The following is a 13,362-nucleotide window of genomic DNA, read 5'->3' on the forward strand; positions in this document are numbered from 1 at the left end:
CCGTCGAGCGTCCGCAACGCCGCCAGCGCGCCCGAATGACGGTGCTCGGTAGCCAGTCCGGCCCCGGATCCAGCGGTCCGGTTGGATGGGGGTCATGAGCAGCCGCATCGCCGTCGTCACCGGAGCCTCCAGCGGGATCGGGGCCGCCACCGCCCGCCACCTCGCGCGCGATGGCTTCGAGGTGGTCTGCGCGGCGCGCCGCGCCGACCGGATCGAGGCGCTGGCGGCGGAGATCGGCGGACGCGCGGTCGTCTGCGACGTCACCGACGCCGGCCAGGTCGCCGCCCTCGCCGAGGCCGTCGGCCCGCGCCTCGAGGTGCTGGTCAACAACGCCGGCGGCGCCTTCGGGCTCTCCCCCGTCGCCGAGGCCGACGTCGAGGAGTGGCGCCGGATGTACGACGTCAACGTGCTCGGCCTCATGCAGGTCACCAAGGCCCTGCTCCCCGCCCTGGTCGCCAGCGGGGCCGGCGTCATCGTCAACGTCGGCTCCCTCGCCGGCCGCCGGGCCTACGAGGGCGGTGGGGGCTACACCGCCGCCAAGCACGGCACGAAGGTGGTCACCGAGACGCTGCGCCTCGAGCTGGTCGACCAGCCGGTCCGGATCTGCGAGGTGGCGCCCGGGATGGTGCAGACCGAGGAGTTCGCGCTGGTGCGCTTCGGGGGCGACCAGGAGCGGGCCGACGCGGTCTACGCCGGCGTCGCCGAGCCGCTGGTGGCCGACGACGTCGCCGACGCGATCACCTGGGTGGCCACGCGGCCGCCGCACGTCAACATCGACGAGCTGGTGATCAAGCCGCGCGCCCAGGCGGCCCCGCACAAGGTCCACCGCGCCTGATCGTCCGCCCCACGACGCGGCGCAGCGAGCGCAGCGCCGTCATCGCGCGGCGCGCCAGCGCCCGGGGGACGCCGGTCCAGGCCGTCCGCGCGTCGATCGGGTACGCCGCGTGCGCCGGCAGCACCAGCGCCACGGCCGTGTGCTGCAGGTCGGTCACCGAGCTGCTGGAGGCCAGCCGGTGGCGCAGGCCGATCAGCCCGCCGGCACCTCCCGCGAAGGTTGCCGGGACCGCGACCGCGTGCTGCCGCGCGACCCGCTCGAGGAAGCGCGGCGGCGTCCGGTCCAGCTGGGCGTGCACCGCCGCGGGGACGCCCGCGGGCAGCCCGACCGTCGCCCGGGCCACCGCGAGGGAGCGCACGGCGGCCGGTCGCAAGGGCCGCTCCAGGATCCGCTCGTCGCGGCAGAGCCGGCGCAGGTCGGCCAGCGTCCGCAGCCAGACCCACCCCTCCCGGTGCGCGGCGAGGTGGCGCAGGGCGTCGTACCTGCTCAGGGTGGCGACGCTCGACCCACCGAGGGCGACCTGCTCCGCGCGCCCGAGGAGCACCTCGAACGGAGGGTGCGCGTCCGGGGTGATCTCGAGGCGCCAGTGCAGGTCGACGTCGGCGCCCTGACCGGCGTACGTCAGCGCATTGCCCCACCGGCCGACATGGCGCCAGGCCCAGCTGCCCGGCTCGACCCGGGCGCCCTCGCGCAACCGCCACCCCGCGTCCGTCAGCACCCGGTGCGCGACGTCCAGCCGGTCCGGCGCGACGAGGAGGTCGACGTCGCCGGGTCCGCGGGCATCGGCGCGGCCGGTCGTCTGGACGGCGAGCGGCTGACCCTTGAACGCCAGCACCCCGACACCGGCCCGGTCCAGCAGCTGCCACGCCCGAACCGTCTCCAGGGCCTGCAGCAGCGTGCGCTGGCGCGCTGCTGCTCGCCACGCGTCGAGGTGCCGGACCAGCCCGTCGGGCAGCCCCAACACCCCGGCGTACGACGCCAGCAGCTCCTCGACGCGGTGCCGCTGGACCGTCGCGAACAGCTCCCGCGGGTCGGTCCCGTCGAGCGCCACGGGCTCGACCGGCAGGCCCTCCTCGGCAGCCAGCGCGGCGCGGCACAGCGCCGTCACGACCGCGAGGGCGGCGTCGCCGGGAGCTGTCACGGGGTCGAGGGTGGCACCCGTCCCGCCGGGCCGGGGACGGAACGGCCGAATCGGAGCCGGCGAGGAGGCCGAGGGGAAAGGTAAAACTTCACCAAATCGAGGCCCGGGCCGTGCCCTCGGGGCTCACAGTTCCGTTTCAGAGGTCAACGGAGACTCTCCCTCCCTCCGTTTCCCATCCCGAGGAGCCGCTCATGAAGCAGACCTACACCCCGCCCGTGCTCGAGTCCCTCAGCCTCCGGGCCACCCAGGACATCGAGCTCGACCTCGACATCATCATCGGCATCGGCAGCTGAGCGCAGCCACCCGACTGGCCGTCGCTGCGGCCTGGGTACTGCTGGGGACCGCCCGGCTGCTGACGCTCGCCCTGCCCTCGACGGTGGTGCGCCACCTGCTGGGCGAGCGACGATCGCCGAGTGCGACGGGACCTGACCCGGGACGGGTCCCGTCGCCTCCCGGGCCGCGTGGGACCGGGCGCGCGCGGCAGATCGGCTGGGTCGTGCGCGCCGCCGCCGCCCGGACACCGTGGACGTCGGACTGCTTCCCGCAGGCGCTGACGGCGCGCGTCCTGCTGCGCGCCGCCCGCGTGCCGCACGTGGTCACCTTCGGCGTACGCCGCGACGACGCCGGTGCGCTGAAGGCGCACGTGTGGGTGGCCGCCGGCGAGGTCGCCGTGACCGGCGGCTCCGGCTCCAGCTGGACCGGCGTCGGCAGCCACGCCTGGGCCCCGCGCCGCCCCTGACTGCCTCCTGACCGCGTCCTGACTGCCTCGTGACTGCCTCGTGACCCCCGCCGCCGCGCGCTCCGCCATGTACTCCGGATACGGACTCCTCGTCGACAGCGAGCTGCCGCTGCCCGAGCTCGGCACGGCCGGCTCCGCCGGGGCGCCCGCGGACGTCGTCGTCCGGGGCGGCACCGTGCCCGCTCCCGGTCCGAGCGCCACCCTCCTCCCCCTCGGGCTCTGGCTCGACGGCGACCGGATCGGCGTCGACGTCCCCGACGTCGGGCGCTTCGCCGCGGACGCGGGCGAGCGGATCACCGTCGACGCCCTCCCCGGTACGCCGCCCGACGTGGTGCGCCTGTTCCTGCTCGGCACTGCCTTCGGTGCCCTCCTGCTGCAGCGCGGCCACCTCGTGCTCCACGGCAACGCCTTCCGCGTCGGCGACGCCTGCGCGGTGGTGCTCGGCCACTCCGGAGCCGGCAAGTCGACCCTCGCCGCGGAGATGCACCGCCGCGGCCACGACGTGCTCAGCGACGACGTCGTACCGATCGACGCCGCGGGGCGCGCGCTCCCCGGCTGGCCGCGGATCAAGCTCTGGCAGGACGCCCTGGACCGGCTCGGCCGCGACAGCGGCGACCTGCGGCGGATCCGCGCCGAGCACGCGAAGTTCCACGTCCCCCTCGACCGCGCGGAGCTCGGTCCGCTGCCGGTCCGCTGGCTCTACGCCCTCGACCGGTACGACGGCCCGCTCCGCATCACGCCCGTGACCGGCGCCGCGGTCTTCACGACGCTCCACGAGCACGCCTACCGCAACGAGCTGCTCGTCGGCGCGCACCGTCGTACCCACCTGGCGCGCAGCGCCGCGCTCGCCGCGACCGCACGCCTGGCCCGCGTCGACCGGCCCCGCGGCGTCGACTCCGTGGCGGCGTCGGCCGACGCGATCCTCGCCGACATCCACCACGACATCCACCACGACATCCACCACGACATCCACCACGACAGCCGTCTCGGGCCGACCGCAGCACGAGAGGAACGCCATGTGGCGACGAGCAGCTGAGACCACCCCCGACCGCGCCCAGCGGTGGGTCCGCGACGCGAGCCTGCAGGCCGTCGAGATGAACGGCGAGTTCGTGATGATGGGCGTGGACCAGGGCGAGTACTACGCCGTGAAGGGTGTGGCCGCGACACTGTGGCGCCACCTCGCCGAGCCCCGCGACCTCGACACGCTGTGCGCCCTGGTCGCCGAGGAGTACGACGTCACGCCCGACGCCTGCCGCGCCGACGTGGCCGCGTTCGTGGAGCGGCTCAGCGACAAGGGCATGGTCGTCGCGGCGGCGTAGGCGTCACACGCGCCCCACAGGCCACAGCGGTCGGGCAGTTCATGCGCTTGTCGGGGGTTGCAACACCCGACAAGCGCATGAATCCCCGGTCGACCGGGGATTCATGCAGACCCGCAGCCCTCACGCCAACGCACGATCCAACGCCGCCGCCACGTGCAGCGTCGTACAAGGGAAAACCGGGATCTCGGAGTCGGCCTGCCGGATGAGCAGCTCGAGCTCGGAGCAGCCCAGGATCACGCCACCGGCACCGGCGTCCCACAGCTCGCTGATCATGCCGACGACCGAGCGGCGCGAGTCGTCGATGACCTTCCCGTGGACCAGCTCGTCGTAGATGATCCGGTTGAGCTCGTCGTGGTGGCCGGCGTCCGGCACGAGGACGCCGAGGCCGTGGCTGGCGATCCGGTCGGTGAAGAAGGTCCGCGACATCGCGAACTTGGTGCCGAGCAGCGCGACCGTCTCGACGCCCTGCTCCTTGCACGCCTCGGCGACGACGTCGCCCAGGTGCAGCAGCGGGATGGAGACGGCGTCCTGCACCTGCTCGGCGACGCGGTGGAAGGTGGTGGTGCAGAGCATCAGGAAGTCGGCGCCGGCACGCTCGACGGACACCGCCGCGTCGCGGAGGATCGCGGCGACGCCGTCCCAGTCCTCTGCCTCCTGCAGCGCGGTGACCTCGGCGAAGTCGACCGACGCCATCACGGTCTTCGCGGAGTGGAAGCCGCCCAGCCGTTCCTCGACGCCGCGGTTCAGCGCCTCGTAGTAGGCCGCACTGCTCTCCCAGGACATTCCGCCGACGAGGCCGATGGTCTGCATTGGTGCAGTCTCCCGCACCGGCCGACCACATCCAACAGGACCCACCGCGGGGTGGGACGGCGAAAAGCCGCGACTTCCGCTGGGCGGAAGCGTGTCATCGACTTCACCCGGACCGGTTCCTACCTTGTGACGGCGACCACAACGGTCGAACGAGGCCGAGCCGGCCGAGTCGAGGAGGAGAGCCCCTTGTCCGCACCCGCCCCCACCGGGACCCCACGCACCGACACCGCGACCGGCGCCGCCGGCAGCAGCGCCAACCGGTGGCCCGTCCTGCTGTGCTGGCTCGCCGTCGCCCTCGACGGCTACGACCTGGTCGTCCTCGGCGCGGTCATCCCGACGCTCGACAAGACCGGCGCCCTCGGCTTCACCGCCGCGTCGCTGACGACGGCCGCCACGATCGGCCTCGTGGGGGTCGGCATCGGCGCCGTGGCCATCGGCCCGCTCGCCGACCGCTTCGGCCGTCGGATCACGCTGATCTCCAGCATCCTGCTGTTCTCGCTGCTGACCCTCGCCATCGCCGCCGCGCCGTCGATGGAGGTCTTCATCGCGCTGCGCTTCCTCGCCGGCCTCGGGCTCGGCGCGTGCCTTCCCACGGCGCTGGCCTTCATGAGCGAGCACGCGGGCGACCGTCGCTCCGGCTCCGCGATGACCCGGATGATGACCGGCTACCACGTCGGCGCCGTGCTGACGGCGCTCCTCGCGCTGTGGGCGATCCCGCGGCTGGGCTGGGAGGCGATGTTCGTCGTCGGCGGCCTGGCCGGCCTCGCCGTCGTACCCCTCATGTGGGCGAAGCTGCCCGAGTCGCACGCCTTCGTGGCCGCCAGCAAGGTCGAAAGGGCCCGTCCCGTCGAGGTCGTCCGCGGCCGCTTCCTGCTGATCAGCCTCGGCCTCTGGGTCGCCTCGTTCATGGGCCTGCTGCTCGTCTACGGCCTCAACACCTGGCTGCCGAAGATCATGTCGGAGGCCGGCTACTCCCTCGAGGGCGGCATCGGTCTGCTCCTCACCCTCAACGTGGGTGCCGTGATCGGCCTGTACGCCGCCGGCCGGATCGCCGACGCCCGCGGCAACAAGTCGACGGTGCTGCTGTGGTTCGCCGTCGCCGGCGTGATGCTCGCCCTGCTGTCCATCCGGATCGACAGCACCGTCGTCGTGTACGCCGCCGTCCTGCTCACCGGCGTCTTCGTGTTCAGCGCGCAGGTGCTCGTCTACGCCTTCGTCGGCCACCTCTACCCCGCCCGCGTCCGAGGGACCGCGCTCGGCATGGCCGCGGGGGTCGGCCGGGTCGGCGCGATCGTCGGCCCGTCGCTCGGCGGCGCGCTGGTGACGGCCGGCATCGCGTACCCGTGGGGCTTCTACGCCTTCACGGTGGCGGCCGCGCTCGCGTTCCTGGCCCTGCTGACGGTCCCCGCGCACGCTCCCGCGGATGCTGGGAGTAGCGCCTCGCGCGGATAGGCTGACCCCTCGTGTCCCAGACTCGTCGCACCGATCTCCGCAACGTCGCCATCGTGGCCCACGTCGACCACGGCAAGACCACCCTCGTCGACGCGATGCTGCACCAGGCAGGCGCGTTCAGCGCCCATGAGGCCGAGGGCGTCGCCGAGCGCGTGATGGACTCCGGTGACCTCGAGCGCGAGAAGGGCATCACCATCCTCGCGAAGAACACCGCGGTCCACTACCGCGGTCCTTCGGCGCAGGAGCTGGCCGACGGCGACATGGTCATCAACATCATCGACACCCCCGGCCACGCCGACTTCGGTGGCGAGGTCGAGCGCGGCCTGTCGATGGTCGACGGCATCGTGCTCCTGGTCGACGCGTCCGAGGGGCCGCTCCCCCAGACCCGCTTCGTGCTGCGCAAGGCGCTCAACGCCGACATGCCGGTGATCCTCGTGGTCAACAAGACCGACCGGGGCGACGCCCGGATCGACGAGGTCGTCGACGAGACCTACGAGCTGTTCATGGACCTGCTCGACGACTCGCACAGCCAGGACGCGCTCGACTTCCCGGTCGTCTTCGCGTCGGGCAAGGCCGGCATCGCCTCGCTCACCAAGCCGGACAACGGCACCCTGCCCGAGGGCACCGACCTGGAGCCGCTGTTCCGCACCATCCTGGAGACCATCCCGGCGCCGGAGTACGACGACGAGGCCCCGCTCCAGGCCCACGTCACCAACCTCGACGCCTCCCCCTTCCTGGGTCGCCTCGCGCTGCTGCGCATCAAGCAGGGCACGCTCAAGAAGGGCCAGAACGTCGCGTGGATCAACCGCGAGGGCGTGGCGAAGAACGTCAAGATCACCGAGCTCCTCGTGACCGAGGGCCTCGAGCGCAAGCCAGGCGAGTCCGCCGGCCCCGGTGACATCGTCGCCGTCGCCGGCATCCCCGACATCACCATCGGCGAGACCCTCGCCGACCCGGAGAACCCGGTCGCGCTGCCGCTCATCCACGTCGACGAGCCGGCCATCTCGATGACCATCGGCACCAACACCTCCCCGCTCGTCGGCAAGGGCGGCAAGGGCCACAAGGTCACTGCGCGCCTGGTGAAGGACCGCCTCGACTCGGAGCTGATCGGCAACGTGTCGCTCCGCGTCCTGCCGACCGAGCGCCCGGACGCGTGGGAGGTCCAGGGCCGCGGCGAGCTCGCGCTGGCGATCCTCGTCGAGCAGATGCGCCGCGAGGGCTACGAGCTCACCGTCGGCAAGCCGCAGGTGGTCACCCGCGAGATCGACGGCAAGCTGCACGAGCCCTTCGAGCGCCTCACGATCGACGCGCCGGAGGAGTTCCTCGGCACGATCACCGAGCTGCTCGCCAACCGCAAGGGCCGCATGGAGGGCATGACCAACCACGGCACCGGCTGGGTGCGCATGGAGTTCGTCGTCCCGGCCCGCGGCCTCATCGGCTTCCGCACCGACTTCCTCACCGAGACCCGCGGCACGGGCATCGCGCACTCGATCTCCGAGGGCTACTTCCCCTTCGCCGGCGAGATCCGCTCGCGCCAGTCGGGCTCGCTCGTCGCCGACCGTGCGGGCGCGGCGACGGCGTACGCCATGACCTCGCTGCAGGAGCGCGGCGTGATGTTCGTCGAGCCGTCGACCGAGGTCTACGAGGGCATGATCGTCGGCGAGAACTCCCGCGCCGACGACATGGACGTCAACATCACCAAGGAGAAGCAGCAGACCAACATCCGGTCCGCCACCTCCGACAACTTCGAGAAGCTCATCCCGCCGCGCAAGCTCTCGCTCGAGCAGTGCCTGGAGTTCTGCCGCGAGGACGAGTGCGTCGAGATCACCCCGGAGACGGTGCGCATCCGCAAGGTCGTCCTCGACCAGAACGAGCGCGCCAAGATGGCGAGCCGGGCCCGCAAGGGCACCCGCTGACCCTCGCGTCGGCGGCCCGGCCAGCAGGACTCCCGTCGTCCGCGGCCGGGCGACCCGGCACAGTGTCGGGGTGAGACCGGAGACCGAGGACCGCTGGCTGTTCGCGACCCTCGCGGCGATCAGCGTCGTCACGGCGGTGGTCAGCAGCCTCGGCGCACCGCTCGTCCCCAGCATCGCCACCCGGTACGACGTCCCGCTGGCCACCGCCCAGTGGGTGCTCACCTCCACCCTCATCGCAGCCGCGGCGGCCACGCCGGCGATCGGCCGCTGGGGCAGCGGCCGGCTCCGTCGCCCGGTCGTCCTCGGTGCGCTCGGCGTCGTGCTCGCGGGCGCGGTGCTGGCGGCGCTGCCGCTCGGCATGGGCGCGCTCATCGCCGGCCGGGCCGGACAGGGCATGGGCCTGGCCGTCGCACCGCTGACCCTCGCCGTCGCGCGCGACGTGTGGACCGGCGACCGGCTGGTCTCGCGGCTCTCGCTCCTCTCGATCGCGACCGTCGCGGGGGCCGGCCTCGGCTACCCGTTCACCGGCCTGGTCGCCGAGCACGCCGGCATCGCCGGCGCCTACGGCATGGGGGCGGCGCTGGTCGCCGTCACGCTCGGCCTCGCGATCCGCTTCCTGCCCCGTCAGGCGGACGGTGAGCCGCAGCAGGTCGACCTCGCCAGCGTGGTGCTCGTGGCGGTCGGGATGGTCGCCGTCCTGCTCGCCGTCAGCCAGGGCGAGGCGTGGGGCTGGCTGTCCGCGCCGGTGGTCCTGCTCGCCGCCGGCGGCGTCGTCCTCCTCGCCGGCTGGGTCCTGCGGACCCGCCACCTCGCCACCCACGGCGGCCAGCCGCTGGTGGACCTCCGGCTCGCCGGCCGGCCGGGCGTGCTCGGGCCCAATGCCGTCGCGTTCGCGCTCGCGGTCGGCATGTACGGGTTGCTGACGGTCGTCGTACTCCTCGTGCGGGCCGACGGCAGCGCCGGCTGGGGACTCGACCGGGGTGCCGCCGCCGCAGGTCTCGTCCTCGTCCCGTACGCCGTCCTCAGCGTCACCGGCAGCCGCATCGCGCTGCGCGTGGCCAGGAGGTTCGGCGCCCACCTGCTGCTCCCGATCGGCGCGACGGTGTTCGCGTCCTCGATGGTGCTGGTGGCGTTGCGCCACGACACGCTGCCGCAGGCGCTCGTCGCGATGGCGGTCGGCGGGCTCGGCAGCGGCTTCACCTTCTCCTCGCTGCCGATGCTGATCGTGCCCCACGTGCCGCGTGAGGAGACCGGCAGCGCGATGGCCTTCAACCAGCTGCTGCGCTATCTCGGCTTCTCGGTCGGCTCCGCCGTCACCGTCGCCCTGCTCGAGGTGTACGGCGGCCACGAGGCCGCGTTCCGCGCCACGGTCCTGACCATGGCCGGGATCTGCTTCCTCGCCGGTGCGGGCGTCGCCCTCGGCGGGCGACGGACTCCGGCGCGCGCCTGAGCCACGACCAGCGGATCCGTTGGCCTCGCTAGTCCCCACGGCTCTGACGAGAGGGCGGCACGGCACGGCCCCATCCGCTTGGATGGGGCCGTGCTCGTCGATCTCCAGCTCGATGCCCGCCCCGACCGTGCCCTGGCCCGGGCCCGGGAGCTGACCGCCGCCGGCGCGGCCGGGCTGTTCACCTTCGAGGGTCCGCACGACGTCTTCCTGCCGCTCGCCGCGATCGCCGGCCAGGTCGACGCGGACCTGATGACCAATGTCGCGATCGCGATGCCCCGCTCGCCGATGCACCTGGCCCACACCGCGTGGGACCTGCAGCTCATGAGCGGTGGACGGTTCCGCCTCGGCCTGGGCTCGCAGGTCCAGCCCCACATCGAGAAGAGGTACGGCGCCCGCTGGTCCCCGCCGGCCGCGCGGATGCGCGAGATCGTCGGTGCCGTGCGGGCGATCCTGACCGCGTGGCAGGACGGCACCCGCCTCGACTTCCGCGGCGAGCACACGACGCACACGCTGATGCCGCCGACCTTCGTCCCCGGCCCCAACCCCTTCGGCCCGCCGCCGATCCTGCTCGGCGCCCTGGGCCCGCTGATGACCCGGACCGCGGCCGAGGCCGCCGACGGCCTGCTGGTGATGCCCTTCCACTCCCACCGCCACTTCCACGAGCGGACGCTGCCCGCCGTCGCCGAGGGCCTCGCGCTGACGGGCCGCACGGCCGATGCCTTCGCCGTGTTCCCCCAGGCGATCCTCGCGATGGGCCGCACCGACGAGGAGCTCGCCACCGCCCGCGCCGGCGTCCGGGCCCTGCTGGCGTTCTACGGATCCACGCCCGCCTACCGCCCCGTGCTCGACGTCGAAGGGTGGGGCGAGCTCCAGCCGGAGCTGAATCGCCTCTCGAAGACCGGCGACGTCGCCTCGATGGTGCGCCTGGTCGACGACACCCTGCTGGCCACGATCGCCGTCACCGGCACCCCCGAGGAGTGCGCGGCCGAGATCAGCCGGCGCTTCGGCGGCGTACCGGGGGTCGCGGGGCGGGTCTGCTGCTACTTCCCGGGCCACGACCCGTCGGCGGACCAGGTCGCCGAGCTGGTGGCCGCGCTCGCGGACGCCTGACGGTCACGAGCGATCCACGGTTCGCGTCCTCTCGAGCGGCATCGGTGCCCTCGAGCCTCGAACGGTGGATCCGTCGTGCCTGTGGAGAGGACCGGCACGGCGCCGGCCGGACGGCGATGATCGACCCATGTCCCGCAACGCCGACCCGACTCGCGTGGTCCTGGCCGCGGGCGGGATCTGCGACGCCGCGACATTGCGGGCCGCCTGCTCGGCGCGCGGCATCCGGAGGGCGCTCGACGCCGGCGAGATCGTCTCCCTGCGCCGCGGGAGGTACGGCGTCAAGGGCATCACCGACGCCGATCGCCTCTCCGTCGAGCTGACCGCCACGGTCACCGGGCTGAGCGCGGCGCTCGCGTGGGGGTGGGAGGTGAAGCGGCCCCCCGCCCTGCCGGACCTCACCCTGCTGCGCGGCCGGAAGGTCACCGCGGAGCAGCGCCGCCGGGCAACGCTCCACTGGTGGGACCGCCGCCCCGACGACGTGGTCACCGACGCCCGGGGGGTCCAGGTCACCGGTCGCCTCTCGACGGTGACGACATGCCTGCGCACGCTGCCCTTCGACGAAGCGCTCTGCGTCGCGGACTCCGCCCTCCGTGGAGGCATGCGTCGCGCCGACGTGGTGGCCGCGCTGGAGCGTGGGCCGCGGACCGGGCGCACCGCCGCGCTCCGCGTCGCCGGGTTGGCGGACCGCCGTGCTGCGAACCCGTTCGAGTCCTGCCTTCGTGCGGTCTGCCTCGACGTCCGCGGGCTGACCGTGCGCCCGCAGGTGCAGATCGGGCCCTACCGCGTCGACCTCGCCGACGTCGGCCTGCGCATCGTGGTCGAGGCCGACTCGCGCACCTGGCATGCCGGTCCCGACGAGCACGACGCAGACATCCGCCGCTACACCACGCTCGTGCGCCAGGGCTGGGTGGTCGTCCGGTTCAGCTACAGCGACGTCATGGACGAACCGGGGTACGTCGCCGCGGTGCTCCGTGACGTCGTGGCGATGGCCGCGGCGGGTCGACGAGCCGCCTGAGGCACCCGCTCAGCGGCGGAAGGCCGGCTTCTCCTTGGCGAGGAACGCCCGCACGCCCTCGTTGAAGTCCGGTCCGGTGTAGACCTCCCGCAGCAGCGCCTCCTCGCCCTCGATCGACGCCTCGGCCGGGCGGGAGCGGGCGAGCAGCTGGTGCTTGGTGGTCTCGATCGTCACCCGCGACGCCTGCGCGATGCCGGCGGCGAGGTCGGCGACCTCGGCGTCCAGGGCGGCGGCGTCGGCGACCGAAGCCGTGATCGCGCCGGCGGCGTACGCACGGTCGGCGGAGACGAGCCGGGAGGCCAGCAGCATCTCGCGGGTCAACGACTCCCCGAAGATCGCCTGGCAGCGGTAGAGGACGGTGCCGGAGAGGGCGTTGCCGAGGGTGCGGGCGATCGGGTAGCCGAACCGCGAGGCCGCGGTGGCGACGCGGAGGTCGCAGTGCGTGGCGACGGCGAGGCCGCCGCCGACGCAGACCCCGTCGACGGCCGCGATGGTGACCTGGGGCAGGGCCCACAGGCGGTCGAACATCTCGCGGATCCAGTTCTCGTAGTCGACGGCGTCGGCCTCGAGGAAGTCGCTGATCTCGTTGCCGGCGGCGAACGCCTTCCCGCCCGCGCCGCGCAGCACGACGACGCCGACGGAGCGGTCCTCGGCGGTCTGCTCCCAGAGCTGGCGCAGCTCGCCGTACATCGCCTTGGTGAACGCGTTGCGGCGCTCGGGGCGGTTGAAGGTCACCTCGAGCACGCCGGGGCCGAGGCGGTCGCGGTCGATGAGCAGGTCGTCAGCGGTCACGACGGCGAGGGTACCGGCGGGCGGTTCCCGTCGATCACCGCCGGCTGGAACGCGAGAAGCCCCGCTCGCTGACCGCGAACGCCGCCACCACGCCGGCCACCGCGCCGAACAGGTGGCCCTGCCACGAGACGCCCGGCGTACCCGGGAGGACGCCCCACAGCACGCTGCCGTAGACGACCAGCACCACCAGCCCGATCACGATCTCCGACGGCTTGCGGTCCACGAATCCCTGCACCGCCAGGTAGGTGATCCAGCCGAAGATCAGGCCGGAGGCGCCGATGTGCACGGAGTGGTCGCCCGCGACCAGCCACACGGCCAGGCCACCGAGCAGCCAGATCACCGCCGTCGCCGCCAGCCCGCGGCCGATCCCGGTGGCGAGGGTCAGGAAACCCAGCACCAGCGCCGGCACGGTGTTGGCGACCAGGTGCCCCCAGCCCCCGTGCAGCAGCGGCGCGGCCAGGATGCCCGGCAACCCCTCCGCCTCGCGCGGCTGGATCCCCCACCCGTCGAGCCGGTGCGACGCCGCGACGTCGATCGCCTCGATCGCCCAGAGGAGTACGACGAACGCCACCGTCGCCACCCCGGCGACCTGCCATGCCGGCTTGTCGGCCGTCCTGAGGTCCATGCCGCCAGTGTGGCCGATCCGCCCCACCCACCGCCGACTTGCCACTTTGCTGGGTCGACTTGCCACTCTGGCGCGTCGAGTTGCCACTTCAAGGTACGGAACCGGCAACTCGACCCGACAAACCGGCAACTCGACCCGGCAGAGCGGCAAGTCGGCGA

13 protein-coding genes are annotated in these 13,362 nt (G+C 73.3%); 9 read left to right on the forward strand and 4 right to left on the reverse strand.

The window, feature by feature from the left end:
- Window positions 1-94: 94 nt before the first annotated feature.
- Window positions 95-835 carry an SDR family NAD(P)-dependent oxidoreductase gene (locus BJ993_RS05610; RefSeq protein WP_179648022.1) on the forward strand — a complete coding sequence of 247 codons (741 nt, stop codon included), beginning with the start codon at window positions 95-97 and terminating at the stop codon, window positions 833-835.
- On the opposite strand, the gene BJ993_RS05615 is transcribed toward BJ993_RS05610, so the two are convergent.
- The gene (locus BJ993_RS05615; RefSeq protein WP_179648023.1) at window positions 789-1,976 is read right to left on the reverse strand and encodes a nucleotidyltransferase family protein; all 1,188 of its coding nucleotides are present in this window, start codon (window positions 1,974-1,976) and stop codon (window positions 789-791) included. The genes BJ993_RS05610 and BJ993_RS05615 overlap by 47 nt on opposite strands.
- Window positions 1,977-2,283: 307 nt before the next feature.
- Here BJ993_RS05615 and BJ993_RS25640 point away from each other — a divergent pair, with 307 nt between their 5' ends.
- Genes BJ993_RS25640 through BJ993_RS05630 form a run of 3 tightly spaced genes read left to right on the forward strand, consistent with a single transcriptional unit; the run spans window position 2,284 to window position 4,034 of the window.
- Window positions 2,284-2,715 (forward strand): lasso peptide biosynthesis B2 protein, encoded by a 432-nt coding sequence (locus tag BJ993_RS25640; protein ID WP_257027209.1) that lies wholly within the window; start codon window positions 2,284-2,286, stop codon window positions 2,713-2,715.
- Window positions 2,716-2,755: 40 nt separating this feature from the next.
- A complete protein-coding gene (locus BJ993_RS05625; RefSeq protein WP_179648025.1) occupies window positions 2,756-3,751 on the forward strand; it encodes a phosphoenolpyruvate carboxykinase (ATP) in 996 nt (331 codons plus the stop codon).
- Entirely contained in the window at window positions 3,732-4,034 is a 303-nt protein-coding gene (locus tag BJ993_RS05630) for a PqqD family protein (RefSeq protein ID WP_179648026.1), read from the forward strand. Before BJ993_RS05625 ends, BJ993_RS05630 begins: the two co-directional genes overlap by 20 nt.
- 120 nt (window positions 4,035-4,154) lie before the next feature.
- Here the strand turns inward: BJ993_RS05630 and BJ993_RS05635 are convergent, their stop codons facing one another.
- On the reverse strand, window positions 4,155-4,844 hold the full coding sequence (locus BJ993_RS05635) for an aspartate/glutamate racemase family protein (RefSeq protein WP_036550979.1): 690 nt from the start codon (window positions 4,842-4,844) through the stop codon (window positions 4,155-4,157).
- Between the two features lie 186 nt (window positions 4,845-5,030).
- Between BJ993_RS05635 and BJ993_RS05640 the strand changes: the two genes are divergently transcribed.
- The 5 genes from BJ993_RS05640 (at window position 5,031) to BJ993_RS05660 (ending at window position 11,787) form a co-directional block, all read left to right on the forward strand.
- Complete coding sequence (locus tag BJ993_RS05640; protein ID WP_179648027.1) at window positions 5,031-6,296, forward strand: MFS transporter; 1,266 nt, start codon at window positions 5,031-5,033, stop codon at window positions 6,294-6,296.
- Window positions 6,297-6,307: 11 nt separating this feature from the next.
- Entirely contained in the window at window positions 6,308-8,212 is a 1,905-nt protein-coding gene (gene typA, locus BJ993_RS05645) for a translational GTPase TypA (RefSeq protein WP_036550977.1), read from the forward strand.
- Between the two features lie 70 nt (window positions 8,213-8,282).
- Complete coding sequence (locus BJ993_RS05650; RefSeq protein WP_051932977.1) at window positions 8,283-9,662, forward strand: MFS transporter; 1,380 nt, start codon at window positions 8,283-8,285, stop codon at window positions 9,660-9,662.
- Between the two features lie 90 nt (window positions 9,663-9,752).
- Window positions 9,753-10,772, forward strand: a complete 1,020-nt coding sequence (locus BJ993_RS05655) for a TIGR03617 family F420-dependent LLM class oxidoreductase (protein ID WP_179648028.1) — start codon at window positions 9,753-9,755, stop codon at window positions 10,770-10,772.
- A 127-nt stretch (window positions 10,773-10,899) separates the two neighbouring features.
- Window positions 10,900-11,787, forward strand: a complete 888-nt coding sequence (locus tag BJ993_RS05660) for an endonuclease domain-containing protein (RefSeq protein WP_179648029.1) — start codon at window positions 10,900-10,902, stop codon at window positions 11,785-11,787.
- Window positions 11,788-11,796: 9 nt separating this feature from the next.
- Here BJ993_RS05660 and BJ993_RS05665 read toward each other — a convergent pair whose 3' ends face one another.
- Together BJ993_RS05665 and BJ993_RS05670 are read right to left on the reverse strand one after the other, a co-directional pair.
- Window positions 11,797-12,579 (reverse strand): enoyl-CoA hydratase-related protein, encoded by a 783-nt coding sequence (locus BJ993_RS05665; protein WP_036550974.1) that lies wholly within the window; start codon window positions 12,577-12,579, stop codon window positions 11,797-11,799.
- Window positions 12,580-12,613: 34 nt separating this feature from the next.
- The gene (locus BJ993_RS05670) at window positions 12,614-13,204 is read right to left on the reverse strand and encodes a rhomboid family intramembrane serine protease (protein ID WP_179648030.1); all 591 of its coding nucleotides are present in this window, start codon (window positions 13,202-13,204) and stop codon (window positions 12,614-12,616) included.
- Between the last annotated feature and the right edge of the window lie 158 nt (window positions 13,205-13,362).

The sequence above is a fragment of the Nocardioides aromaticivorans genome (genome assembly GCF_013408525.1).
Taxonomy (GTDB): Bacteria; Actinomycetota; Actinomycetes; order Propionibacteriales; family Nocardioidaceae; genus Nocardioides; species Nocardioides aromaticivorans.

What these genes read in the sequence shown, in the direction of transcription:
- BJ993_RS05660 (WP_179648029.1), top strand. Translation starts at nt 10,900, where the DNA reads ATGTCCCGCAACGCCGACCCGACTCGCGTGGTCCTGGCCGCGGGCGGG.
- BJ993_RS05610 (WP_179648022.1), top strand. Translation starts at nt 95, where the DNA reads ATGAGCAGCCGCATCGCCGTCGTCACCGGAGCCTCCAGCGGGATCGGG.
- BJ993_RS05630 (WP_179648026.1), top strand. Translation starts at nt 3,732, where the DNA reads ATGTGGCGACGAGCAGCTGAGACCACCCCCGACCGCGCCCAGCGGTGG.
- BJ993_RS05670 (WP_179648030.1), bottom strand. Translation starts at nt 13,204, where the DNA reads ATGGACCTCAGGACGGCCGACAAGCCGGCATGGCAGGTCGCCGGGGTG.
- BJ993_RS05635 (WP_036550979.1), bottom strand. Translation starts at nt 4,844, where the DNA reads ATGCAGACCATCGGCCTCGTCGGCGGAATGTCCTGGGAGAGCAGTGCG.